Raw genomic sequence first — 23,068 nt, 5'->3', positions numbered from 1 at the left:
CGCGGGGTCATACGCCCTGCCAGGCGTCGGCCCCGAAGCTGCCCTTGATGTCGGAGGCCAGGGTCGCCGGGTCCACCGTGGCCTGGAGCCCGTAGATCGTCGTCTTCCGCGGGCCGCGCACGCTGAGGTGGACGGGGCTGTCGCCCGGGTGGGCGGCGAGGATGCGCTTGAGTTCGCCGACGGACTGCTCGTTGATGCGGTGGGAAGGGAGGGCGAGCCGCACCGGGGGCCGGCCGCCCTGTTCGGCGGCGGAGATGTCGAGGACGGCCAGCTCGCGGCCGAAGACGTTGAGCGTGCCGTCCCGGTCCTCGATCTTGCCCTTGACGGCGATGACGTTGTCCTCGGTCAGTGCGTGCCGCACCAGTTGGTACGCGGCGGGGAAGAAGAGCACCTCGATGCCGGCGTCGCGGTCGGCGAGGTTCACGATGGCCCAGGCGTTGCCCTGCTTCGTCATCTTGAGCTGGACGCCGGTGATCAGTCCGGAGAGCTGCACGTCCCCGGTGGTACGGCCGGAGGCGAGCAGTTCGGCGATGGAGCAGTCGCGGGCCCGGGCGAGGATGTGCTCGGCGCCGTCCAGCGGGTGGGCGGAGACGTACAGGCCGAGCATGTCGCGCTCGGTCGCCAGGAGCTGCTTGCGCGGCCACTCGGTGTCGTCGACGGTCAGGTCGAGGCCGAAGGCCGGGGCGTCGCTGTCGCCGCCGCCGAGCTCGGCGAAGAGGTCGTCCTGCCCGTAACTGGCCGCCTTCTTCACGGGGATGATCGCGTCGATGGCGTCCTCGTGGACGGCGGTCAGGCCCTTGCGGGTGTGGCCCAGCGAGTCGAACGAGCCGGCCTTCGCCATGGACTCGACCGCCCGCTTGTTCAGCGCGGGCAGCTCGGCCTTGTCGAGGAAGTCGGCGAAGGAGGTGAACTTCCCTTTCCGGCGGCGCGCGTCGACGATCGCCTCGATGACGTGGTCGCCGACGTTGCGTACGGACCGCAGCCCGAACCGCACGTCGTCGCCGACGGCGGTGAACTCGGCGACGGACTCGTTCACATCAGGCTGCAGCACGCGGACGCCGTTCTTGCGGGCGTCGGCGAGATAGGTCGCGGCCTTGTCCTTGTCGTCGCCGACCGAGGTGAGCAGGGCGGCCATGTATTCCGCCGGGTAGTTGGCCTTGAGGTAGGCGGTCCAGTACGAGACGAGGCCGTAGCCGGCGGTGTGGGACTTGTTGAAGGCGTAGCCGGAGAAGGGGAGCATCACGTCCCACAGGGCCTTGATCGCCTCCTCGCGGAAGCCGTTGCCGCGCATCCCGGCGTGGAACTTGTCCCACTCCGCGGCCAGCACCTCCGGCTTCTTCTTGCCCATCGCGCGGCGCAGCAGGTCGGCGCCGCCGAGGGTGTAGCCGGCCAGCTCGCGGGCGATGGCCATGATCTGCTCCTGGTAGACGAGCAGGTGGAAGGTGTTGCCGAGGATCGGCTCCAGGGCGTCGCGCAGCTCGGGGTGGATCGGGGTGATCTCCTGGCGGCCGGTCTTGCGGTGCGCGTAGTTGGTGTGTGCGTTGGCCGCCATCGGGCCCGGCCGGTAGAGGGCGTTGACCGCGGCGATGTCCTCGAAGCGGGTGGGTTCCATCTGCTTGAGCAGGACGCGCATGCCGCCGCCGTCGAGCTGGAAGACGCCGAAGGTGTTGCCCTCGGCCAACAGCCGGTAGGTCGTGGGGTCGTCCAGCGGGATAACCACGGTGTCCTTATCGCCGTCCAGGGGGTCTACGGTGGCCAGGCTGATGCCGCGGTTCTCGCGGATGTTCTCGATGGCCTGGTCGATGACGCCGAGGTTCCGCAGCCCCAGGAAGTCCATCTTGATCAGGCCCATGGCCTCGCAGGACGGGTAGTCGAAGCCGGTGATCTTCACGCCGTCCGCGGCCCGCATGTGCAGCGGGATGCGGTCGGTGAGCCTGGTCTTGGACAGGATCACCGCGGCGGCGTGCACGCCGGTGCCGCGGGTGAGGCCCTCGACGCCGCGGGCGGTGTCGATGACGCGCTGCACGTCCGGCTCGGTGCCGTACAGCTGCCGGATCTCGGTGGCCTCGCCGTACCGCTCATGGGCCGGGTCGAAGAGGGCGGCCAGCGGGGCGGACTTGCCGTTCTGGTCCGGGGGAAGGGCCTTGGTGATCCGCTCGCCGTGGGCGTAGGGGTAGCCGAGGATGCGCGAGGAGTCCTTGATCGCGTTCTTGGCCTTGATCCGGCCGAAGGTGTTGACCATGGCCGTGTACTCGTGGCCGTACTTCTCCGTCACGTAGCGGACCATGCGGTCGCGCTGCCGGTCGTCGAAGTCCAGGTCCACATCAGGCGGGTTGATCCGCTCGGGGTTCAGGAACCGCTCGAAGAGCAGGCCGTGCTCCATCGGGCACAGCTCGGTGATGCGGATGGCGTACGCGACGATGGAGCCGGTGCAGGAGCCGCGGCCCGGGCCGAGCGGGATGCGATTCTCGCGGGCGTGGCGGCAGATGTCCGCCACGACGAGGAAATAGGAGCTGAAGCCCATCGGGCCGATGACCGACATCTCGGTCTCGAAGCGGTCGAGGATGTGCTGCGGGACGGGATCCCCGTAGCGCATCGCCAGGCCCTTCAGGACCTCCTTGCGCAGCCACGACTCCTGGGATTCGCCGTCGGGCACGTCCGGGAACTGCGGCATCTCATCGACGTAGTCGAAGACCTCGTCGTACGACCCGATGCGCTCGGCGATCAGCAGGGTGTTGTCGCAGGCCTCCGGCAGCTCCGCGAACAGGGCGCGCATCTCGGCGGCGGACTTGAGGTAGTAGCCGGAGCCGTTGAAGCGGAAGCGGTCCGGGTCGTCCTTGTTCTTGCCGACGCCGATGCAGAGCAGGCTGTCGTGGGCGTCGGCCTGGTCCTCGGTGACGTAATGCGCGTCATTGGTGGCCAGGAGCGGGATGTGCAGCTCTGCGGCCAGGCGGAGCAGCCCGTCGCGGACCTCGCGCTCGATGTCCAGGCCGTGGTCCATCAGCTCCAGGAAGTAGTTCTCGCGGCCGAAGATCTCCTGATACGCGGCGGCGGCCGCCCGCGCCTCGTCGTACTGGTGCAGCCGCAGCCGGGTCTGGATCTCGCCGGAGGGGCAGCCGGTGGTGGCGATGATGCCGTCCGGGCGCTGGGCGATCAGCTCGCGGTCCATCCGCGGCTTGCCGGCCGGGAACTGGCCCTCGTAGCTGGCCTGCGTGCTGAGCCAGAACAGATTCCGCAGGCCCTGGGCGTCCCGCGCCCACATGGTCATGTGCGTGAAGCGGCCGCCGCCGGAGGGCTCCCTGCCGGGGCCCCAGAACTCCTGCTTCCGGACGAAACGGGACGAAGGGGCCACGTACGCCTCGATGCCCATGATCGGCTTGGTGTCCGCGAAATCCTTGGCGACCTGCGCGAATTCATAGGCGCCGAACATGTTGCCGTGATCACTCATGGCGATCGCCGGCATCCCCTGGCGCGCCACCTCGCCGAACATCGGCCGCAGCTTCTGCGCGCCGTCCAGCATCGAGTACTCCGTGTGGTTGTGCAGATGGACAAAGGAATCCGGCACGGGTGAGTTACCTCCGACTCAACGCTGCGTTGACTCGGAGCATCAAAGCGAGCCGCAAACCCGCAGATCAAACAACGGACACGCCGCGTGACCACAACCCATGGTTGTAGACATAGGCTGGGCGGCATGGATCTCAACGCCGTCCGCACCTTCGTCGCCGCCGTCGACGCGGGGCAGTTCCAGAAGGCCGCGGCCGACCTCTCGCTCACCCAGCAGGCGGTGTCCAAGCGCATCGCGGCGCTGGAGGGGGAGCTCGGCGTGCGGCTCTTCACCCGTACCGCCCGGGGAGCCGACCTGACCATCGACGGGCAGGCCTTTCTGCCCCACGCCCGCGCCCTGCTGCAGGCTGCCGAGCGGGCCACGGCGTCCGTACGGCCCGGCAGCCGGGCGCTGCGGGTCGACGTGGTCGGGCGCCGGGTCGCGACGGGCGGGCTGATGCGCGAGTTCCACCGGGCGAATCCGGACATCGAGCTGGACGTGGTCACCCTGTACGGGGCGGACCGGGCCATCGAGGCCGTCGAGTCCGGCACGATCGACGCGACCTTCCGCGCGGTGCTCATGCCGGGACGGCACCTCCCCGAAGGCATCGAGGCCGTGCCGGTCCTGGACGAGCCGCTCCAGCTGGTCACCGGCCACCGGCACCCGCTGGCCGGCGAGGAGTCGGTCACGCCCGCGCAGCTCGCCGGCTGCCGGATCTGGATGCCCGGCAACGATCCCGGGACGGAGTGGGCGGCGTACTACGACGAGCTCGCCGCCGCATTCGGCTTCACGCTCGAGGTGACGGGCCGGCCGAACTTCGGCGTGGAGGCGCTGCTCGACACGATCGCCGACTCCACGACTCTGGCGACCTTCCTCAGCGACCAGACCCCGCTGGTCTGGCCCGTCGGCTACGACCTGCGCCGCATCCCGCTGCGCGACCCGACCCCGGTCTACCCGCACTCGCTGATCTGGCACACGGACAACCCCCACCCCGGCCTGGCCACCCTGCGGCGCCATCTCACCGCCGCCTACCCCGGCCGCCGCGGCAGCGGCGTCTGGACGCCGGCGTGGGTGCGGCCGGCCCCGTAGGGTGTCGCGATCCTTGCGGTTCGTGGCGATGTTCCCGCTGTTACGGGCCGGGGCCGCGGGCGACCCTGAAAGGGATCCTCCGGACCGAAAGGGACGCCACCATGACCCGCATCGCCATCAATGGATTCGGCCGCATCGGCCGCAATGTGCTGCGTGCCCTGCTGGAGCGCGACACCGGCCTCGAGGTCGTCGCCGTCAACGACCTCACCGACCCCGTGACCCTCGCGCGGCTGCTCCGCTTCGACACCACCGCGGGCCGGCTCGGCCGCCCGGTGGAGGCCGACGGGGACGCGCTCGTGGTGGACGGCCATCGCATCGCCGTGCTCGCCGAGCGCGACCCGGCGCGGCTGCCGTGGAAGGAGCTCGGCGTCGACCTCGCCCTGGAGGCGACCGGCCGCTTCACCTCCGCCGACGCCGCCCGCGCGCATCTCGCCGCGGGCGCCCGCAAGGTGCTGGTCAGCGCCCCGTCCGCGGGCGCCGACGTGACCCTCGCGCCCGGCGTCAACACCGAGGCGTACGACCCGGCCGCGCACACGATCGTCTCCAACGCCTCCTGCACCACCAACGCGCTCGCCCCGCTGGCTGCCGTCCTCGACGAACTCGCGGGCATCGAGCACGGCTTCATGACCACCGTGCACGCCTACACCCAGGAGCAGAATCTCCAGGACGGCCCGCACCGCGACGCCCGCCGGGCCCGCGCCGCCGGCGTGAACATCGTCCCGACCACGACCGGCGCCGCGAAGGCGATCGGCCTCGTGCTGCCGGGCCTCGACGGCAAGCTCTCCGGCGACTCCATCCGCGTCCCGGTCCCGGTCGGCTCGATCGTCGAGCTCAACACGACGGTGGCCCGCGACGTATCGCGCGACGACGTCCTGGCGGCGTACCGCGCAGCCGCCGAGGGCAGGCTCGCCGGCATCCTCGAATACTCCGAAGACCCCCTGGTCTCCGCGGACATCACCGGCAACCCGGCCTCCGCCATCTTCGACTCGGCCCTCACCCGCGTCGACGGCCGGCACGTAAAGGTCGTCGCCTGGTACGACAACGAGTGGGGCTTCTCGCACCGCGTCGTCGACACCCTGGAGCTGCTGGCGGCCGGCTGATCACCTGGCAGCCGCCGCCGCAACTGCGGCGCAACCGGCGTGCAGGAGGGGTGGCGTACACAGGGGGCGCCCCCTGCCCCCTGGCCACCGGAGGATCGATCCAGATGCGGCCATCCAGAACGCCCGCCGGACGGCGGCTGCGGTTCTTGTCGCTCGTCGCCGCGGTCGCGGCGCTGCTCGCCGGTATCGGCCTGAGTCCCGCGAACGCGGCCCTCACTGCCCCCGACTCCGCGCTCGCCGGGCCGACCGCCGAGCAGCTGCGCGCGAAGATCGCGGCCTGCGGCACGCAGGTCTCCAGCGGCAAGTACGCGCAGGACGCGGGCGGCACCCGCGACATTCCGGTGTGCGGCAAGGGCGGTGCCGTGTTCTGGACGGCCGACCTCGATGTGGACTGCGACGGCAAGCGGACCGCGGAGTGCAACGAGAACACCGACCCGTGGTGGCAGAACCAGACGGCCTGCGTGGAATCCGACGGCCAGCCGCTGAACTCCGCCACCCTCCCGCACATCGTCATCCCGCTGAAGAGCAGTACCTGGGACCCGGCGGCCTCCGGGCTCGGCTGCGGGACCGTCGGCGCCGTCATCTACCAGGACAAGGTCGTCTACGGCGTGATCGGCGACCGCGGCCCGAGCGGCATCATCGGCGAAGCCTCGTACGCCGCCGCCAAGTCCCTGGGCATGAACCCCAGTCCGTCCAGCGGCGGCGTCAGCGGCAAGGTCGTCGGCTACGTGACCTTCCCCGGCACCAAGGTGACCAGGAACGAGGACCACCCGCAGGCCGTCCAGCTCGGCGAGGCCGCCGCGACGAAGTTCATCCAGGCCGACACCACCTGTGACGAGGTCTCGCTGGACGCGAGCGCCTACACCGCCGTCAAGGCCGGTTCGAGCGGCAGCCTGGTCAAGGCGGCGCAGTGCCTGCTGAAGACGGCCGGCTTCGATCCCGCGTCGTACCAGGGCGAGTTCGACGCCGGCACCGAGACCGCGGTGAAGGGCTTCCAGACCAAGATCGGGCTGCCCGCCACCGGCGAGGTCGAGGCGCACACCTGGACGGCGCTGCTGTCGTACGGGACGACGCCGACGCTGCAGAGCGGATCGACCGGCACCGCGGTCAAGCGGCTGCAGCGCGCGCTGACGGCGGCGCTCGGCAAGGCGCTCACGATCGACGGCTCCTTCGGGGCGAATACGACGTCGGCGGTGAAGACGTACCAGTCGGCACGTGGCCTCACCGCCGACGGCGTCGTCGGCGCCAACACGTGGCAGGCGCTGCAGAGCGGCAAGTAGCCGCCCACCAAAGCAGCTCAGCGCTTGCCGAGGATCATGTCCAGGTCGATCGTCTCCGCCATCGCCTCGTACCCCTTGTCGCCCGGGTGCAGATGGTCGCCTGAGTCGTAGGCCGGGAGCATGTACGCCGGCTTGGCGGGGTCGCGCACGGTCTTGTCGAAGTCGATGACCCCGTCAAAGGCGCCGCTGGTGCGGATCCACTTGTTGACCGCCTGGCGCTGCCGCTCGCCGTACTCGGAGCCGTAGTCGCCGCCGTACTTGCCGTTGGAGCCCATGAACGGCACCAGCGTGCCGCCGTAGATCTTCATGCCGCGGGCGTGCACGCGGTCTATGACCTGCTGGTAGCCGCGGATCAGAGACTTGGCGTCGGCGCTCGCCGCGCCTATGTCGTTGATCCCCTCCAGCATGATCACGGACTTGGCGCCGCTCTGCGCGAGGACGTCGCGGTCCAGGCGGTTCAGGGCGCTGATGCCGAAGTAGACCGGGACACGGTCGACGAGCACCTCGTTGCCGCTGATGGCGGCGCTGGCGACGGCCGGGTCGGCGCCGGGGCGTTCGTTGAGGCGGCGGACCAGGTTGTTCGGCCAGCGGCGGTCGGCGTTGAGGGTGGAGGAGTGGCCGTCGGTGATCGAGTCGCCGAGGGTGACGATGGTGCCGGCGGCGTCGCGGCCGCTGACCACGTCGACGCCGTCGACGAGCATCATGCAGGTGATGGACGTCTGGTACGGGGCGGCATCGGCGCTGCCCGCATGGTCCCCGGCGCCGGATATGTAGCTGTGCTGCATGCCGAGGTTGTGGTTCGTGACGGGGCCGGTGGCCTCCGGCACGTACACGCTGATGGACAGGCGCGCGAGGTCCTTGACGCTCAGGTCGACCGGGTCGCTGAAGAGCTCCTCGCCGGCCGGGACGTCGACGGACTTCTTGCCGGAGAAGGTCAGTTCGCGCAGGCTGCCCGGCTCGAGCGCGGCGCCCGCGCCCTGGCGGGCGACCGTGGCGTGGCCGACGCGCAGGTCCTCCTTGCCGAAGGAGTTGCTGAGCCGGATCCGGATGCGGTCGCCGGCCGCGCCCGTGGTGACGACATTACGTACCGTCTGGTCACGCAGCCCGTCCGCGCTGGGGCAGGCCGCGGTGGAGGTCTCGCCGGATACGGGGCTGCCGGCCCAGGCCGTGGACCATCGTCCGTCCGTCGTTCCGGAGCCCGGTGCCGAGGCTGCCGAGGTCGCGGTGGGAGCCGAAGGAGCCGAGGGAGCTGCCGAGGCGCTCGCGGCGAGGGTGACGGCGAGGACGACGACGGCGGTGTGCAGCCGCGATCTGGCCATGTGAGCCTCCTGATCCGTTGCCGGGCGGTGATGCTTCTTGCGGTCGCGCACGTGCAACGGGGACAAGGAGCCTGGACGAGTCTGCGATCACCGCCGGGTTGGGTCAACCCCTTTGCGGCATGTACATGCCCGTCGTTCCCCCGCCAAGGAAAACAAGCGGAACACTCCGGTCCTCATCGGTGATCACTTAGTGAATTCGGCGTTGACTACGCCGTCCGGCCGAGCGTGCACCGGTCAACGGCACCTAGCGTCTGCCCGGCAAACCGTTTCGCCGTGCCCCGGGAGAGGGCACCGTTCCACCCCGCTCCGGAGGCCCCCGCGTGACACCGACCGAAATGCTCAGCAAACGGACGATGCCGACGCAGGTCCAGCCTCCGCTGGTGACCACCGGGCCCCGAAGACTCCCCGGTGTCCGGCTGCGCGAACTCGACGGTCTGCGGCTGCTCGCGGCGCTGATGGTCTGCCTGTACCACTACACCGGCCGCGACGGCCCGGTCGCCGACGCCTGGGGCGGATCGCCGCGCGACGTCTTCCCGCACCTGACCCAGATCGGGCAGTACGGCAGCCTTGGCGTGCAGATCTTCTTCGTCATCAGCGGCTTCGTGATCTGCATGAGCAGCTGGGGCCGCAGCGTCGGCGACCTGTTCCGCTCGCGGGTGGTGCGGCTGTATCCGGCCTACTGGGCCGCCCTGTTCCTGACCGTAGGCGCCGCGGTGCTGCTGCCGGTGGATGGCCATATCCCCAGATACGCCGACTTCCTCGTCAACCTGACCATGCTGCAGATGCCCACCGATACGCCCCGCGTCCTCGGCGTCTGCTGGACCCTCTGGGCGGAGCTGCGCTTCTACCTGCTCTTCGCGGTCTTCGTCCTGTGGAAGGGCACGACCAAACGGCGGGTGACGCTGTTCTGCGGCGGCTGGACGGTGGCGGCGGTGATCGCGCAGGGCTCCGAGAACGACATCCTGAACACCCTCGTCGTCCCCGACGGCGCCCCGTACTTCGTGATCGGCCTCGCCCTCTACCTGATCCACCGCTTCGGCCACGACCCGGCCCTGTGGGGCGTCATCGCCGTCAACTGGGCCCTGGGCAGCGGCTTCGCGATGCAGAACGTGCCCGCCCCGAGCACCTCGGCCCGCGAGCCGCTGATCATCCTCGCGGTGCTGACCTGCGGCATCGGCGCCATGGCGCTGGTCGCCACCGGCCGCCTGGCCTTCGCCCGTTGGCGCTGGCTGACGGTCGCGGGCGCGCTGACGTACCCCTTCTACCTGATCCACGAGCACGTCGGCTGGTCGGTGATCCTGGTCCTGCGCCAGCACCTGAACATCCCGGCGGCGCAGACGCTGCCGCTTACGGTGGCCGTGATGCTGCTGGCCGCGTGGCTCATCCACCGCCTGGTGGAGCGGCCGTTGACGGCGTATCTGCGGGGTCTGCTGCGGCGATGACGACGCGGTCACCGGGGGATGGCGGAGCGGAGGAAGCGGTCGACCGCGGTGAGGAGTTCGGGGCTGTCGAAGAGCGCCGGGTCGTTGTGGTGGGCCGAGTCGATCTCGGTGTACGTGGTCGCGTGCTCGTCGGCCACGTCGCGGGTGAGGGCGGGGCGGACGATCTCGTCGCGGGTGCCGGCGATCACCTGCAGGGGACCGTCGTACGCCGACAGGTGCTGCGATGTGCGGAAGCGGTCGCGGAGGAGCAGGCGGGTGGGGACGTACCAGTAGTGATCCTGGGCGATGTCCGCCAGTTCCGGGAACGGCGACCGGAGCACCAGGGCGGCCGGCGGGCGGTCGGCCGCCACCGCCGCGGCCACGGCCGTGCCCAGCGACTCGCCGAAGTAGACCAGCCGCCGCGGGTCCGTATCCGGCCGCCCGGCGGCGTACGCCACGGCCGCACGCAGATCGGCGGTGAGCCCGGACTCGCTCGGGGAGCCGGGATTGCCGCCGTAGCCGCGATAGTCGGTCAGCAGGACCGAGTAACCGCGCTCGGCAAGCCCCTCGGCCAGCCCCACCCGCCCCGCGCGATTCCCGCCGTTGCCATTGGCGACGACGACCGTGGCATACGGCTCCCCGCCCTCCGCCGCAAGGAACCATCCCGTCAGCCGCAGCCCGTCCGAGGTCCGGTAGTGCACCTCGCGGAGCCCGGGGACATCGGGCAGCGGCGGTGTGCCGCGCTCCGGAAAGTAGATCAGGTGCCGCTGATAGAACCAGGCAGCGGTCATCAACAGCAGCCACACCACCACCAGTACGGCCAGCAGCTTCCACCCGATCGACCACAGGCGCGTCCCCATGCCCATGGCTCGACCATAGGGCCGCGGTCCCTAGTGCGGCCGATTGCAGAGGAAGCAGCCGTCCCAGAGCGGGAGTGCGCTGAGGACGCGGTGGCGCACGCACGAGGCCATCGCGGCCTCGGCCGGGCCCGGGAAATCGCGTGCGGCGCTCTTGCCGGCGGGCGGGGCGAAGGACTCCACCATGGTCGTGAAGCGGTGCAGGTAGTCATGGACGCGGGGCGGGTGGTAGCCCAGCTCGCTCCAGCGATGACCGCCGGCCGCGAGTGCTGTGGCACGCAGCACGAAGTCCTTCGCGCGGGCGCGGTCCCGCTCCGTCGCACCCCAGTCGAACTCCGCCAGGTCGAACCCGACGGCACCGCGCCCCATGACGTTCTGGTCCTGCAGGGTCAGCAGCGCCGCGAAGCGGAAGTCCCAGTCCTCGGACGCGAGATCGGACACGGCGAGCATCAGCACGTCGATGAAGACCGCGGTGGCGCCATTGGACAGGTCCAGGTCGTGGCTGCCGCCGGAGAAGATGTTGCTCACCGACCTATGATGCGATCCCGGCCCTCCACCTGCTTGGAGAAGACGCATGACGGATGCGAGCGGCGGCAAAGTGGTCGTGAACAGGGTGATGTCCCTGGACGGGTACATCGCCGGTCCCGGCGACACGATGGACTGGATCTTCGAGCACATGACGTCGGCGACGTTCCCGGAGGTCATGGCGGCCACGGGTGCCATGCTCATCGGCCGGGGCACGTACGAGGTCGGCAAGCGCATGTCCGGTGAGAACCCCGAGTACGAGGGCGGGGCGCAGTTCGTCCTCACGCACCGCCCGCCCGACGAGCCGGACCCCAACGTCACCTTCCTCACCTGCGACGTCGAGGAAGCCGTGGCCACGGCACGCCGCGCCGCCGGTGACAAGAACCTGGAGATCCTCGGCGCCGACACGGCCGCCCAGTGCCTGCGGCGCGGCCTCGTCGACGAGATCCTGGTGTACGTGCTGCCGGTGCTGCTCGGCGACGGCGTCCGCTTCACGCCGCCGGGCCTCGACCGGATCGACCTGGAACCGTTCAGCAACGTCCAGTCGGGCGGGGTCACCATGCTGCGCTTCCACGTGCGCAAGGCCCCGGCCGCAACCGCAGGGTGAGGAGCGCCATGATCATCATCGCCGGGCAGCTGAGAGTGGACGCCGCCGACCGCGACGCCTATCTGACCGGCTGCGCGAAGGTCGTCGAGCAGGCGCGAGCCGCCGCCGGCTGTCTCGACTTCGCCCTGTCGGCGGACGCGCTCGAGCCGGACCGGATCAACGTCTACGAGCGCTGGGAAACCGACGAGGACCTCGCCCGTTTCCGCGGCGCGGGCCCGGAACCCGAGCAGGCGGCGCAGATCCGCGACGCGGAGGTGCATAAGTACCGGATCTCGGGAGTTGAGGCCCCGTAGTGAGTAGCCGCGCTCATGTCCGCCTGACCGGACGGCCGGAGACTGGCCGGCATGACGGAAACACTCGCCAAGTGGATCTACTTGAGCCTCCTCTACCTGGTGCTCTTCGTGTACATGGTGCTCAGCTGGCTCGCCAGCTGGTTCCCGACCCGGTCCGCCGCCTCCACCTCCCGGCATCTCGACGACCTGACGGACGGGATCCGGCGCGCCCTGCCGAAGACGGCCGGTGACAGCCTGACGGAGCGCCCGCCGCATTGGGTGCCCATCGATTCGCCGCAGTCGGGCTGGGGGCACGGCGCCAAGTCCGCGCTCTTCTGGGAGGTGTCCGGCGGCATGCCGGCCGACACCGGCAGCGCGGCCGTACAAGCTCTGCTCGAACACTGGCGGGCGCGCGCCTACCGGATCCGGCGCGCCCGCCTCACGCCCGCGGGCCGCATGGACGTACGTGTCTCAGCGCCGGGCGACATCACCGCCCGCGCCGCCACGTGGTCACCTCGGAAAGGCTCCGGCTTCTCGTGCTCCGCGCACTCGCGCTACGTATGGCGCCGCGGCATTCCGCACCTCGGCGGTCCGCCGGCGTAAGCCGTCGGCTATCCCGCACCTCGGGCCAGCTGCACCAGCCCGGCCCGTAGCCGCTCGGGGCCCAACTCCGGGAGCAGCGCGGTCACATGCTCGGCGGCCAGCGGGGCGAGCAGAGCGTGGGCGGCGTGCTGTGGGTCGGCGGTGGTGGGGAGCAGGAGGGTGAGGTGGTGGTGCCAGAAGCGGTAGGCGCCGATGCGGTAGCGGGCGCCCGGGGATGAGGTCTCGGACATCCGGACCAGGGCGAGGTGGTCCAGGAGGTAGTCGAGGTAGGCCTCGACGAAGGCGACGCGGCGGTCGGTGTCCGGCGCTCCGGGGCCGAGGGGCGGGGGGCCGGACAGGATCGCCTCCTGCAGTTCGCGTTCGCGGGTGTCCAGCAGCGCGGTGGCGAGGCCGGACTTGTCGCCGAAGCGGCGGAAGAGGGTGCCCTTGCCGACGCCCGCCGCCTTGGCGACCTGGTCGAGGGAGACGGCCTCGACGCCGTGCTCGGCGAAGAGCCGGGCCGCGGCCTCCAGCACGGCGGCGCGGTTACGGGCCGCGTCGGCCCGCTCCTTGGGGGGCCGAGTACGCAGAAGTTCCAGGGGCGTTGCGGAACCGGACTGCGGTCCGGTACGGTCGTGAGGCATAACCGGACTGTAGTCCACTTCTCCTGGAGGTTCCACATGAGCACCCTCATCACCCGCGACGAACTGAAGGCCGCGATCGACGCCGGCACGGTCACGGTCGTCGACGCCCTGGGCGGCGACTACCACGCCAAGCAGCATCTGCCCGGCGCCCTCCCGCTCGCACCGGCCGAGGCCGACGCCCGGGCCGCGGATCTGCTCCCCGACCGCGGCGCCGCCATCGTCACGTACTGCGCCAACCCGGCCTGCGCGAACAGCACCCAGGTCGCCGGCCGCCTGACCGCCCTCGGCTACACCAACGTCCGCACCTACCGCGAGGGCATCCAGGACTGGACCGCGGCGGGCCTGCCCACGGAATCCCTGTGACGACGACGCGCGTCAGCGAGAAGCGTCGGCGAGGCGCGGCACATGGTCCGCCCACGGGAGGTCGTCGACCGCCACCAGGGTTTCGCCGGCCAGGCTGGCCGGGGTCACTCCCGTGAAGGCCACCACGTCGCGGTGCAGATGGGACTGGTCCGTATAGCCGCATTCGGCCGCGACCCGGGCGGCGTCCTGGCCCACGGCCAGGCGGGTCGCGGCGAGGTCGAAGCGGACCAGGCGGACGGCGCGTTTGGGCGGCATGCCGAGTTGCGCGTGGAAGCGGGACCAGAGGCGTTTGCGGCTCCAGCCGAGTTCGGTGGCGAGGCCTTCGACGCGTACCTGGCCGTGGTCGGCGACGATACGGTCCCAGGCCCAGGCCAGCTCCGGGTCGATGGCCGGCTGGTCGGCGGACATGCGGGCGAGGAGGGATTCGACCAGCGCGAAGCGGTCCTCCCAGGAGGCTGCCGAGCCCAGCTGCTCGCGGAGTACGGCCGAACGGCGGTGGCCCCACAGGTCGTCGAGGGACACCACGGAGTGCTCCAGGTCCGCCGGGCCCACGCCCAGCAGCGTGCGCGCGATCGCGGGGGACAGGCGCACCTGCAGCCACTCCACGTTCGCGGCCCGGATCCGCGCCGCGCCGCCGGAGCCGAAGCCGAGCCCGGTGACCAGGCTGTCCGACTGCCGCCGCCCGGCGTCGTCGTAGATGACGGGCGCGCCGTCGCCGCACGCCAGGGCCAGCGTCAGCACCGGGTGCGGGTCGAGCCGATGGTCGACGGGGGCCGGACCGCGGTCGCGGAAGCCGGAGATGACGACGCCCGGCACGCGGCTGGGGCGCGTCGGGCGGACGAGGTCCCACACGACGGCGGATTCGCGCTCGGACACGGCAGCCGACATGCCGCCAATGGTACGGGGGCCGGGCCCGTATCAGCCGTCGCCGGCCGGCTTGCGCAGGACGTAGAACTCGGCGAAGTCGCAGATCAGGTCGAGCCGCCGCGCCTCCGCCTCGGGGCTGGGGTCGATCTCGCGGCGGATCGCCTCGCCGTCGAAGGTGTGCTCCACGGTGTTGAGCAGCATCTCGAGCTCGTCGTCGGTGAACAGCTCGCTGCCCGGCACCATGCGGCCGACATCGCGGATCTCGGCGAAGAACCGCCGGCCCGTCACGCTCAGCCGGGCGCGGAGGTCCGGGTCGGTACGGGCGGCGACCATCAGCTCGAACCACACCGCGTTCTCCGTGGCCCGCTGCCGGTCCCGCAGCAGCCGGGGCGTCCCTGATCGTGGGCTCGCGCACCGCGGTGAACTGCTCCCGCGCGCGGGCGATATGCCGCCTGCCGACCTCGGCCGCGGTGGCGATCATCAGGTCGAGCCGGGAGTCGAAGTGCCGGAAGAGGCCGCCGCGGGAGACCCCGGAGCGGGCGCAGATCTCGCCGAGGGAGGCCTTCGCGTAGCCGACCTCGGTGATGGCGTCGATGGTCGCGTCGATGAGCCGGGCGATGGTCGCCTCGCGGCGCTCCTGCTGGGTGCGGCGGCGCGGTGAGGTGTTGGGGCCGTTACGCGACGGTGCCGCGTCAGCCGCGGGCGGCACGGTCGCCGAGTCGTCCACCATGGCGCCGGCCTACGAGACGGGGCGTACGCCACCGGGGCGCTGCCGACCGGCCCTTCACCGCGGGACGCGAGACGCGAGGCGGCGAGACCGGCAGCACCGGCGCGACATCATCCGCGGGTCAGAACTTCCCGCAGTTGCCGCTCGTGGACTTGCCCGCGAACCGGTCGTTCAGCCAGTTCGCCGCGTTCCCCTGCGCCGCCAGGGCGCCCAGGGCATGCCCGCCGACGGGCGTTGGTGCGAGCAGGTCGCGGAATTCGGCGTTCGCGCCCTTGGCGCACCAGTCCTTGGCCAACTGCCTGCCGTTCTCCACCGGGATGGCGTCGTCGAGCCCGGCGTGCTCGACCAGTACCGGCATCGCCGGCTTGATATTGCCGATCTTGTTCTCGGCCACGATCTTGTCGAACGGCGGCTGGCTCAGATACTCGGCGACCCGCCTGCCGTCCTTGGTCAGCGCGCCGGTGTTCCGGAACATGAATCTGACCACCGCGTCGATGGTGCAGGTCTTGGCGGCCTCGTCGAAGAGCTTCCGGCCCGCGTCGTTGGCCAGCTGGTCGTAGATCTGCGACTCCGGATAAGCGGTGTTGATGCCGATCAGCGCATAGCCGAGGAAGGCCATATACATCCCGCCGTCCAGGGACTTGGCGAGCTTGCCCTTGTCCGCGGGCGGGGCGCCGGCGTACGCGCCCTTCACGTCCAGCTCCGGGGTGTAGCTCGGGGCGAGTTCGGCCGCCGAGGCCGCGGCGCCGCCGCCCTCGGAGTAGCCCGCGATGCCCACGGGGCCGTCGGCCGGCAGGCCGCTGCCCTCCGTGCGCTGGGCGGCGCGGATCACGTCGAGCGTGGTGTGGGCCTCCGACAGGCGCATCACATAGGGGTGTTCGCCGGGCGTGCCCAGGCCCTCGTAGTCGGTCTGGGCGACGGCGAAGCCCTTGGCGAGCAGCGCGTCCACGAAGCCGTTCTGGAACGTCGCCGCGATGTCGCCCGAGCCCTGCCCGGCCAGGGACTTGGACGGTGCGCACTGGTCGCCCATGCCGGCGGTGAACGGCGCGTACGCGACGATGGGCCGCTTGCCGGGGCCCGTCCAGGCCTTGTTGGGCACGATGACCGAGCCGGTGACGGGGATCGCCTTGTCCTTCGCGTCCCGGCTCAGATACATGATCCGGGTCGATTTGGCGTTGGCGTACTGGGAGGGCTCCGTCTTGATGATGTCGCCGTGCCGGCCCGCGGGCAGCGTGGCCGGCGGGGTGTAGAAGTCCTCCGCGGCGCCGGCCTGCGGCAGGCCGGTTAACAGCGCCGTCAGCACGCCGGCGACGGCGAGTATCGAGCCGGACCTGACGTACGGGCGCCGGCGTGGGGTGGCTCGGGGCATTGCGCACTCCTCGTCGAGTGGACGGTGGTGGGTGAGCTGCCCGAGATAGAAACCGACCGGTCGCAAACCGGTCAATGGGGTTCCTCAAGGATGCGCGCCCCGTGACAGGCCAGCCCGGCGGGGGTGTCGCCGCGATGACAAGGACGTCAGCCGCGCCGGGAAGCCCGTCGAAGGCCGCCGGAACATTTCTCCAATCCAACGGCCGGTCCCGGCGGCCAAGGTGTGCCCATGACTCCTACGACCACGCCCCTCCTGCGCCCGTACGCCCGCGGCTTCGCCGCCGTCGTCGGCCTGCAGGTCATCGGCGCCGTCGCCGCCCTCGCGCCGCTGCTCGCCGTCGTCGAGCTCGGCCGTACGCTGCTGGCGCCGGGGCCCGCCGACCACGGGCACGTCCGCAATGTCGTCATCGCGGGCGCGGCCGGGCTCTTCGTGCAGCTGCTGTTCACGGCCGCGTCGTCCGGCGTCGGGCACCTCCTCGACACCCGCGTGCAGCTGGCCCTGCGCCGGCAGCTGGCCGCGAGCCTCGGGCGGGTGCCGATCGGCTGGCTGTCCAGGCGGCGCAGCGGGGAGCTGGCGAAGCTGGTGGGGGAGGACGTCAGCGCGGTGCACCCGGTGATCGCGCATACGCCAGGGGAGATGGTGTCGGCGTTCGTGGTGCCGCTGATCTCGCTGGTCTACCTCTTCACGGTGGACTGGCGGCTGACGCTGGTCACGCTGATTCCCGTGCTGCTCGCCGTGGCGCTGGTGCCGCTGATGATGACGCCCACCCGGCTGCGGGAACAGAAGGAGTTCGACGCCGCGATGGGCCGGATCTCGGCGTCGGTCGTGGAGTTCGTGCAGGGCATCGCGGTGGTGAAGGCCTTCGGCGGCGCCGACCGCGCGCACCGCAAGTTCCGTACCGCCGTGGACGACTTCACCCGCAGCTTCTACGCGATGGTGCGCGGGCTCGCCGGCATCGCCGCCGGGATGCAGGTGGTGCTGTCGCCGCCGTTCGTGCTGCTCACGGTGCTGGTCGGCGGCGCGTGGCGGATCACCGGGGGCGGGCTGGCCGCGGCGGATCTGCTGCCGTTCCTGCTGCTCGGCCTCGGGCTGACGGCGCCGGTGGCCGCGCTCGGGCACGGCTTCGACGACCTGCAGACCGCGCGCCGCGCGGTCGGCCGGATCCAGGACGTACTCGCCGAGCCGCCGCTGCCCGAGCCCGCCCGGCCGGTCCCGCCGCAGGGACACCGGGTCGAGCTGCGCGACGTCCGCTTCGGTTACGAGGCCGACCGCGAGGTGCTGCGCGGCGTCGACCTGGTGCTCGAGCCGGGCACGGTCACCGCGGTCGTCGGCCCCTCGGGGAGCGGCAAGTCAACGCTGGTGCAGCTGCTGCCGCGGTTCTTCGACCCCGACCACGGCTCCGTACTCCTCGGCGGCGTCGACCTGCGCGACGTGGGCAGCCGCGAGCTGTACCGGCGGGTGTCCTTCGTCTTCCAGGACGTACGGCTGCTGCGCGCCTCCGTCGCCGACAACATCGCCCTGGCCGTGCCGCACGCCGACCGCGACGCCGTGATCCGCAGCGCCCGGCTGGCCCACATCCACGACCGCATCCTCGAACTGCCCCGCGGCTACGACGCGGTGATCGGCGACGACGCCCGGCTGTCCGGCGGCGAGGCGCAGCGGATCTCCCTCGCCCGCGCCCTGCTCGCCGACGCCCCCGTCCTGGTCCTCGACGAGGCGACCGCCTTCGCCGACCCGCAGACGGAGGCGGCGGTACGGGAGGCGCTGATGCTGACCCGCGGCGAGCGGACGACCCTCGTCATCGCCCATCGCATGGAGACGATCGCCGATGCCAACACCGTGGTGATGCTGCGCGACGGGGAGATCGTCGAGCGCGGTACGCCCGCCGAACTGCTCGCTCAGGGCGGTGAGTTCGCCGGGTTCTGGCGGCTCCACGCCGACGTAACCGAAGGGGAAGAGACCCGATGATCACCATGCTGCTGCGCGTGCTCGGCCACGAGTGCGCCGGGCCGGTGCGCCGCACCGTCGCCCTGATGGCGGCGACCGCGATCGCCGAGGGGCTGTCGTACGCCCTGCTGGTGCCCGTGCTGCGCGCGCTGTTCGGCAGCGAGCCAGGGGACGCTTGGCCGTGGCTGCTGGGCTTCGGCGCCGCGGTCGCGGGCTTCGCCGCGCTGCGCTACGTCGCCGACCGTTCCGGCTTCCGCGCCGGGACCACGCTGCTGCACGGCATGTACTACCGGCTAGGCGACCACCTCGCCCGGCTGCCCATCGGCTGGTACCGGCCGGGCCGCATCGGCGAGGTGTCGGTGCTGGTGAGCCAGGGCGTGCTGCAGGCCATGAGCGTGATCGCGCACCTGCTGGCGCCCTACATCTCCGCCTCTGTGACGCCCCTGGTGATCGTCGCCGTGATGCTCACCTTCAACTGGCAGCTCGGCCTCGCCGCCCTGATCGCCGTGCCCGTCGTTGCCGTGATCCAGGCCCGCACCGGCCGCGCCACCACCGCCACCGACACCGAGCGCGTCGCCCGCGAACGGGCCGCCACCGGCCGCGTCATCGAATATCTCCAGGCCCAGCCGGTGCTACGGGCCGGCGGCCGCACCGCCGAGCGCTTCGAGCTGCTCGACGACTCCCTCGCGGACCTGCAGCAAGCCTCCCGCCGCGCCACCTTCGCCGCGCTGCCCGGCGTGCTGGGCCTCGCGGTCACCGTGCAGGCGGCGTTCACCTCGCTCCTCGCCCTGGGCGCGTATCTCGCCGTCGGCGGGGACCTGGGCGCGGCCGAGCTGCTCGCGGTCCTGGTCCTCGCCGCCCGCTGCGCGGACCCGCTGCTGTCGCTCGCCGAGCTCGGCGGCAGCCTGCGCGCCGCCCGTGCCGAACTGGTGCGCCTCGACGAGGTGTTGCGCACCGAGCCGCTGCCGGAACCGCCCGAGCCGCGGCAACCGGCCGGCCACGGCGTGGAGTTCGACGCCGTCACCTTCCGGCACGGCGACCGCACGGTGGCCGACGGGGTGTCGCTGTCCGTACCGGACGGGCAGCGGCTCGCCGTCGTCGGCCCGTCGGGCGCGGGCAAGAGCACGCTGCTGCAGCTGCTTGCCCGCTTCTACGACGTGGACGCGGGCGCCGTGCGGGTCGGCGGCGTGGACGTACGGGAGATGGTGGCGGCGGACCTGATGGCGCGGATCGCCATCGTCTTCCAGGACGTCTATCTCTTCGACGGCACCATCGAGGACAACGTGCGCCTCGGCCGCCCGGACGCCACCGAAGCCGAGGTGCGGGACGCGGCCGCCGCGGCCCGCCTCGACGAGGTGGTCGAGCGGCTGCCCGGCGGCTGGTCGGCGCATGTCGGCGAAGGCGGCACGCTGCTGTCCGGCGGCGAGCGGCAGCGTGTCGCGATCGCCCGGGCGCTGCTCAAGGACGCGCCCATCGTGCTGCTCGACGAGGTGACGTCAGCCCTCGACCCGGTCAGCGAGGCCGCCGTGCACGCCGGCATCGAGCGGCTGATGGCGGGCCGGACGGTGGTGATGGTCGCGCACCGGATGCGCACGGTCCGGCGCGCCGACCAGGTTGCCTTCCTGGACGGCGGCCGGATCGTGGAGCAGGGCAGCCACGACGAACTGCTGCGGCTGGGCGGGCGCTACGCCGGGTACTGGGACCTCACTCAGGTCGTGCAGTACTGACCCTCCTTGCCGATCGACCGGTACATGCAGTCCGCGTTTTCCAGCAGCTGCAGCACCGCGTCCCGGTTGCGGCTGGTCTCCCGCTCGATCACCTCGTCGGGCGGGTAGAAGCCCCCGCCGCCGGCGCTCGCCGGATACATCTCGAAGGTGTAGCTGAAGATCTTCTGCGTGCCCCAGAGGTAGTCGTTGATCGTGCCGTCCGTGATGTAGAGGTCACTGGACTGCTCCGGGGTGTATCCGTTGCTCGCCGCCATCTTCTGGCCGACCGCCGCGAAGGCGTTCCGGTCGTCCTGGGTGAGCCCGGGCGCGGTGTCGTTGTACGTATAGCCGTACGGCCAGAGCACCAGCTCGCTGTACGTGTGGAAGTCGATGCCCGCCTTGATCTGCTGCTTACCGCCGATGATGCGGCTGCGCGCGAAGTTGGCGACGAGCTTCACCTCGGGCGCGGACTCGGCCGCGGCGCCACGGTAGGTGCTGGAGCTCGGGCTGCCGGAGGAGCCGCCGCAGCAGCCCCAGTTGTAGTTCCAGTTGCGGTTCAGGTCGGTGCCGATGTACGACGAACCGGAGTTGGGCTGCCGGTTCTTGCGCCAGCTGCGGTACGAGCCGCTGGCGATGTCGTACTCGCCGCCGTCGGGGTTGAGGTCCGGGATGATCCAGATCTCGCGGTTGTTGACGACGTTCTTGATCCGCGAATCGTTCGCGTAGCCGGCGCCGAGCTCGCGCAGCAGGTACAGGGCCATCTCGACGGTGAGGTGCTCACGGGCGTGCTGGTGGTGGGTGAAGAGCACCTCGGGTTCGTTCTCGTCGGTGGCGACGTTGTCGCTGATCTTGATGGCGATGATGTCCCGGCCCTGGTAGGACTTGCCGATCACTTGCTTGCGCATCAGGTTCGGGTACTGCGAGAGCCGCTGGTTGATCTCCGTATTCATCTCGGCGTAGTTGTGGTACCGGGAGTCGGCCGGCGGGAAGTCCAGCGGCCGGGCGTCCTTGCCCGCGGTGCGCGCGGGCGGCGCGGGGAGCGCCTCCAGCCGGTAGCCGAGCTGCCGGAGCTCGCGGGCCTTCGCGGCGTCGGCGCTGACGACCACGGCGTGGTCGGAGACCTCGTCGATCGTCACGCCGGTCTTGGCGAGGGCGGTACGGGCGGCCGGGGAGGCCGGGCCGTGGATCTCGTACTGTCTGGTCTCCTCCTCGGCGGCGGTGCCCGCCGAGGAGCGATCCGGTGCCGCGGTGGCGGGGCCGGTGAGTTGGGCGGCCAGAGCGAGTGCCGCGGTGGCGGCGAGGAGGGCGGCTCTGGTGCCGCGGGGTGGGCGTCGCATGGTTCCTCCTGACTGCGGGGCAGTGAAGATCATGACCATGTCAATCTGCGCCGGACAGAGGCATCGTGGAGCCGGGTGGGCGCGCGGTCAAGGCGTAATCCCGCCGCCCTGCCGGTGCGCACGCGAACGGCCCGTGGGAGGGAAGTCCCGCGGGCCGTCCGTGCGTTGCGTCAGACCAGCTCGCCGTTACGGGCCACGACCTGCCCGCCGTGCACCACCATGTCGCGCTGCGGCATGTCGATGACGACCTGCTGCACGTTCTGGCCGCGCAGCAGCACGAAGTCGGCCGGGGCGCCCGGCTTGAGGTCCGCGCGGTCCAGGCCCAGCACGTCGGAGCCGCCGTGCGCGCCGGCGTCGTAACAGGCGGCCAGCTCGTCGTCCATGCGGACGTCGGTGACCCAGCCGTAGATGTGCGTGCGGTGGAACATGTCGGCGTTGCCGAACGGGCTCCACGAGTCGCGGACGCCGTCGGAGCCGAGGCCGACCCGGACGCCGGCCTTCTTCAGCGTCGCGATCGGCAGCACCAGTTCGGCGCTGGGCGACACCGTGGTCAGCGAGATGTCCAGGTCGGCCAGCGTGGCGGCCATCTTGTCCAGCTCGCCCGCGGGCAGTTTCGGCACGCAGAAGGCGTGGCTGACGTTCACCTTGCCGCGCAGCGACAGCGCGCGGGTGCGCTTGATGATGCCGTCCATGACCTTGGTGCCCTTGTCGTCACGGTCGTGGAGGTGGATGTCGACGCCGATGCCGTACTTGTCGGCCAGGTTGAAGATCAGGTCGAGCTGCTCGTCCATGGCGTTGTCGAAGCTGATCGGGTCGATGCCGCCGATGAAGTCGACGATGCCGCTCTTGGCCGCCTCTTCCAGCAGCTTGTCGGTGCCGGGGGTACGTATCACGCCGTGCTGCGGGAAGGCGACGATCTCCAGGTCGAGCGCGTCCGAGAGCCGCTCGCCCGCCTCGGCGACGCCCTCGACGCCGGCCAGGCCGTACGCCGGGGCCACGTCGGCGTGCGCGCGCATCGCGCGGGTGCCGCGGGTGACGGCGTGCGCCATCAGGCCGTAGGCGCGCTCACCGACCGGGCGCGGCTCGTTCTTGAACACCTCCACGTCCTGCGCGCAGTAGTCCGCGATGCCGTTGGCCGGCTTGCGGGTGAGCCAGTCGCCGCCCCAGGTCGTCTTGTCGGGGTGGATGTGCGCGTCGACGAGCGACGGGAGGGCGATGCGGCCGCCGCCGTCCACGATCTTCGCGCCCTTGGGCGCTTCCTGGTCCGTGATCCGGCCGTCGATGACGGTGAGGTCGACGGCTTCCTGCTGGCCGAAAGGCCGGACATTGCGGAAGACGACCGTCTTGCCCTCGCCGCTCTTGGTCTGCGGCTTGCCGGAGTCCTTGGCCGCGGCCTGGGCGGCGCCCGGGGCGAAGGAGGCGGCGCCGAGCGAGGCGGCGGCGGCTCCGGCGAGCATGCCGCGACGGGAGAGGGGAGGGGGAGTCATACGTATCTCCTAGAGGGTGGGGGAG

General features: G+C 71.3%; 20 protein-coding genes and 1 pseudogene. 10 read left to right on the top strand and 11 right to left on the bottom strand.

From position 1 onward, the window contains the following. Nucleotides 1-7 precede the first annotated feature (7 nt). Nucleotides 8-3,565, bottom strand: a complete 3,558-nt coding sequence (gene dnaE, locus G5C51_RS15080) for a DNA polymerase III subunit alpha (RefSeq protein ID WP_165237432.1) — start codon at nt 3,563-3,565, stop codon at nt 8-10. Between the two features lie 126 nt (nt 3,566-3,691). Between dnaE and G5C51_RS15075 the strand changes: the two genes are divergently transcribed. From G5C51_RS15075 to G5C51_RS15065, 3 genes are all read left to right on the top strand, one after another. Then, nucleotides 3,692-4,633 carry a LysR family transcriptional regulator gene (locus G5C51_RS15075; protein WP_165237430.1) on the top strand — a complete coding sequence of 314 codons (942 nt, stop codon included), beginning with the start codon at nt 3,692-3,694 and terminating at the stop codon, nt 4,631-4,633. Nucleotides 4,634-4,734: 101 nt separating this feature from the next. After that, nucleotides 4,735-5,733: a type I glyceraldehyde-3-phosphate dehydrogenase gene (gene gap, locus G5C51_RS15070; protein ID WP_165237428.1), complete on the top strand. Its 999-nt coding sequence runs from the start codon at nt 4,735-4,737 to the stop codon at nt 5,731-5,733. A gap of 104 nt (nt 5,734-5,837) precedes the next feature. Beyond that, complete coding sequence (locus G5C51_RS15065) at nt 5,838-7,013, top strand: peptidoglycan-binding protein (protein WP_165237426.1); 1,176 nt, start codon at nt 5,838-5,840, stop codon at nt 7,011-7,013. A gap of 17 nt (nt 7,014-7,030) precedes the next feature. Here G5C51_RS15065 and G5C51_RS15060 read toward each other — a convergent pair whose 3' ends face one another. Beyond that, a complete protein-coding gene (locus G5C51_RS15060; RefSeq protein WP_165237424.1) occupies nt 7,031-8,332 on the bottom strand; it encodes an SGNH/GDSL hydrolase family protein in 1,302 nt (433 codons plus the stop codon). A gap of 320 nt (nt 8,333-8,652) precedes the next feature. Here G5C51_RS15060 and G5C51_RS15055 point away from each other — a divergent pair, with 320 nt between their 5' ends. Continuing rightward, nucleotides 8,653-9,774 carry an acyltransferase family protein gene (locus G5C51_RS15055; RefSeq protein ID WP_338118152.1) on the top strand — a complete coding sequence of 374 codons (1,122 nt, stop codon included), beginning with the start codon at nt 8,653-8,655 and terminating at the stop codon, nt 9,772-9,774. Nucleotides 9,775-9,782: 8 nt separating this feature from the next. Here the strand turns inward: G5C51_RS15055 and G5C51_RS15050 are convergent, their stop codons facing one another. Together G5C51_RS15050 and G5C51_RS15045 are read right to left on the bottom strand one after the other, a co-directional pair. Then, nucleotides 9,783-10,619: an alpha/beta hydrolase gene (locus tag G5C51_RS15050; RefSeq protein ID WP_206313855.1), complete on the bottom strand. Its 837-nt coding sequence runs from the start codon at nt 10,617-10,619 to the stop codon at nt 9,783-9,785. Nucleotides 10,620-10,643: 24 nt separating this feature from the next. Next, the gene (locus G5C51_RS15045) at nt 10,644-11,138 is read right to left on the bottom strand and encodes a hypothetical protein (RefSeq protein WP_165237422.1); all 495 of its coding nucleotides are present in this window, start codon (nt 11,136-11,138) and stop codon (nt 10,644-10,646) included. A 46-nt stretch (nt 11,139-11,184) separates the two neighbouring features. Between G5C51_RS15045 and G5C51_RS15040 the strand changes: the two genes are divergently transcribed. The 3 genes from G5C51_RS15040 to G5C51_RS15030 are packed head-to-tail and all read left to right on the top strand — an operon-like array spanning nt 11,185 to nt 12,617. Continuing rightward, the gene (locus G5C51_RS15040) at nt 11,185-11,742 is read left to right on the top strand and encodes a dihydrofolate reductase family protein (RefSeq protein WP_165237420.1); all 558 of its coding nucleotides are present in this window, start codon (nt 11,185-11,187) and stop codon (nt 11,740-11,742) included. 8 nt (nt 11,743-11,750) lie between these two features. After that, complete coding sequence (locus G5C51_RS15035) at nt 11,751-12,035, top strand: putative quinol monooxygenase (protein ID WP_165237418.1); 285 nt, start codon at nt 11,751-11,753, stop codon at nt 12,033-12,035. Between the two features lie 51 nt (nt 12,036-12,086). Continuing rightward, nucleotides 12,087-12,617: a hypothetical protein gene (locus G5C51_RS15030; RefSeq protein WP_165237416.1), complete on the top strand. Its 531-nt coding sequence runs from the start codon at nt 12,087-12,089 to the stop codon at nt 12,615-12,617. 8 nt (nt 12,618-12,625) lie between these two features. On the opposite strand, the gene G5C51_RS15025 is transcribed toward G5C51_RS15030, so the two are convergent. Further along, nucleotides 12,626-13,240, bottom strand: a complete 615-nt coding sequence (locus G5C51_RS15025) for a TetR/AcrR family transcriptional regulator (protein WP_206313854.1) — start codon at nt 13,238-13,240, stop codon at nt 12,626-12,628. Between the two features lie 36 nt (nt 13,241-13,276). Between G5C51_RS15025 and G5C51_RS15020 the strand changes: the two genes are divergently transcribed. Continuing rightward, nucleotides 13,277-13,603 (top strand): rhodanese-like domain-containing protein, encoded by a 327-nt coding sequence (locus G5C51_RS15020; RefSeq protein WP_165237414.1) that lies wholly within the window; start codon nt 13,277-13,279, stop codon nt 13,601-13,603. 12 nt (nt 13,604-13,615) lie between these two features. Here G5C51_RS15020 and G5C51_RS15015 read toward each other — a convergent pair whose 3' ends face one another. The 4 genes and pseudogenes from G5C51_RS15015 to G5C51_RS15000 form a co-directional block, all read right to left on the bottom strand. Beyond that, nucleotides 13,616-14,491, bottom strand: coding sequence for a helix-turn-helix domain-containing protein (locus G5C51_RS15015; protein ID WP_165237412.1), 876 nt, complete (start codon nt 14,489-14,491; stop codon nt 13,616-13,618). Nucleotides 14,492-14,521: 30 nt separating this feature from the next. Next, a complete protein-coding gene (locus G5C51_RS15010) occupies nt 14,522-14,851 on the bottom strand; it encodes a TetR family transcriptional regulator C-terminal domain-containing protein (RefSeq protein ID WP_276617631.1) in 330 nt (109 codons plus the stop codon). 103 nt (nt 14,852-14,954) lie between these two features. Then, a pseudogene (locus tag G5C51_RS44285) lies at nt 14,955-15,200 on the bottom strand (TetR/AcrR family transcriptional regulator); the annotation flags it as partial. A 118-nt stretch (nt 15,201-15,318) separates the two neighbouring features. Continuing rightward, nucleotides 15,319-16,566 (bottom strand): lipase family protein, encoded by a 1,248-nt coding sequence (locus tag G5C51_RS15000; RefSeq protein ID WP_165237408.1) that lies wholly within the window; start codon nt 16,564-16,566, stop codon nt 15,319-15,321. A 222-nt stretch (nt 16,567-16,788) separates the two neighbouring features. Here G5C51_RS15000 and G5C51_RS14995 point away from each other — a divergent pair, with 222 nt between their 5' ends. Together G5C51_RS14995 and G5C51_RS14990 are read left to right on the top strand one after the other, a co-directional pair. After that, the gene (locus G5C51_RS14995) at nt 16,789-18,534 is read left to right on the top strand and encodes an ABC transporter ATP-binding protein (RefSeq protein ID WP_420824813.1); all 1,746 of its coding nucleotides are present in this window, start codon (nt 16,789-16,791) and stop codon (nt 18,532-18,534) included. Further along, on the top strand, nt 18,531-20,240 hold the full coding sequence (locus tag G5C51_RS14990; protein WP_165237404.1) for an ABC transporter ATP-binding protein: 1,710 nt from the start codon (nt 18,531-18,533) through the stop codon (nt 20,238-20,240). Before G5C51_RS14995 ends, G5C51_RS14990 begins: the two co-directional genes overlap by 4 nt. Here G5C51_RS14990 and G5C51_RS14985 read toward each other — a convergent pair. Both G5C51_RS14985 and G5C51_RS14980 read right to left on the bottom strand, forming a co-directional pair. After that, nucleotides 20,222-21,556, bottom strand: a complete 1,335-nt coding sequence (locus tag G5C51_RS14985; RefSeq protein ID WP_165237402.1) for a M14 family metallopeptidase — start codon at nt 21,554-21,556, stop codon at nt 20,222-20,224. The two genes, G5C51_RS14990 and G5C51_RS14985, sit on opposite strands and share 19 nt — an antisense overlap. Nucleotides 21,557-21,726: 170 nt before the next feature. Then, nucleotides 21,727-23,043 carry an amidohydrolase gene (locus tag G5C51_RS14980; RefSeq protein ID WP_165237400.1) on the bottom strand — a complete coding sequence of 439 codons (1,317 nt, stop codon included), beginning with the start codon at nt 23,041-23,043 and terminating at the stop codon, nt 21,727-21,729. Nucleotides 23,044-23,068 lie beyond the last annotated feature (25 nt).

This window comes from Streptomyces coryli, from assembly GCF_011044975.1.
GTDB lineage: Bacteria > Actinomycetota > Actinomycetes > Streptomycetales > Streptomycetaceae > Streptomyces > Streptomyces coryli.
Note: the sequence above shows the minus strand (reverse complement) of the source record. Positions and strands in the feature narration are given on the sequence as shown.

Excerpts from the sequence above, each read along its gene's own strand:
- G5C51_RS15075 (WP_165237430.1), top strand. The coding sequence starts at position 3,692 with ATGGATCTCAACGCCGTCCGCACCTTCGTCGCCGCCGTCGACGCGGGG.
- gap (WP_165237428.1), top strand. The coding sequence starts at position 4,735 with ATGACCCGCATCGCCATCAATGGATTCGGCCGCATCGGCCGCAATGTG.
- G5C51_RS15065 (WP_165237426.1), top strand. The coding sequence starts at position 5,838 with ATGCGGCCATCCAGAACGCCCGCCGGACGGCGGCTGCGGTTCTTGTCG.
- G5C51_RS15060 (WP_165237424.1), bottom strand. The coding sequence starts at position 8,332 with ATGGCCAGATCGCGGCTGCACACCGCCGTCGTCGTCCTCGCCGTCACC.
- G5C51_RS15050 (WP_206313855.1), bottom strand. The coding sequence starts at position 10,619 with ATGGGCATGGGGACGCGCCTGTGGTCGATCGGGTGGAAGCTGCTGGCC.
- G5C51_RS15040 (WP_165237420.1), top strand. The coding sequence starts at position 11,185 with ATGACGGATGCGAGCGGCGGCAAAGTGGTCGTGAACAGGGTGATGTCC.
- G5C51_RS15035 (WP_165237418.1), top strand. The coding sequence starts at position 11,751 with ATGATCATCATCGCCGGGCAGCTGAGAGTGGACGCCGCCGACCGCGAC.
- G5C51_RS15030 (WP_165237416.1), top strand. The coding sequence starts at position 12,087 with ATGACGGAAACACTCGCCAAGTGGATCTACTTGAGCCTCCTCTACCTG.
- G5C51_RS15025 (WP_206313854.1), bottom strand. The coding sequence starts at position 13,240 with ATGCCTCACGACCGTACCGGACCGCAGTCCGGTTCCGCAACGCCCCTG.
- G5C51_RS15020 (WP_165237414.1), top strand. The coding sequence starts at position 13,277 with ATGAGCACCCTCATCACCCGCGACGAACTGAAGGCCGCGATCGACGCC.
- G5C51_RS15015 (WP_165237412.1), bottom strand. The coding sequence starts at position 14,491 with ATGTCGGCTGCCGTGTCCGAGCGCGAATCCGCCGTCGTGTGGGACCTC.
- G5C51_RS15000 (WP_165237408.1), bottom strand. The coding sequence starts at position 16,566 with ATGCCCCGAGCCACCCCACGCCGGCGCCCGTACGTCAGGTCCGGCTCG.
- G5C51_RS14990 (WP_165237404.1), top strand. The coding sequence starts at position 18,531 with ATGATCACCATGCTGCTGCGCGTGCTCGGCCACGAGTGCGCCGGGCCG.
- G5C51_RS14985 (WP_165237402.1), bottom strand. The coding sequence starts at position 21,556 with ATGCGACGCCCACCCCGCGGCACCAGAGCCGCCCTCCTCGCCGCCACC.
- G5C51_RS14980 (WP_165237400.1), bottom strand. The coding sequence starts at position 23,043 with ATGACTCCCCCTCCCCTCTCCCGTCGCGGCATGCTCGCCGGAGCCGCC.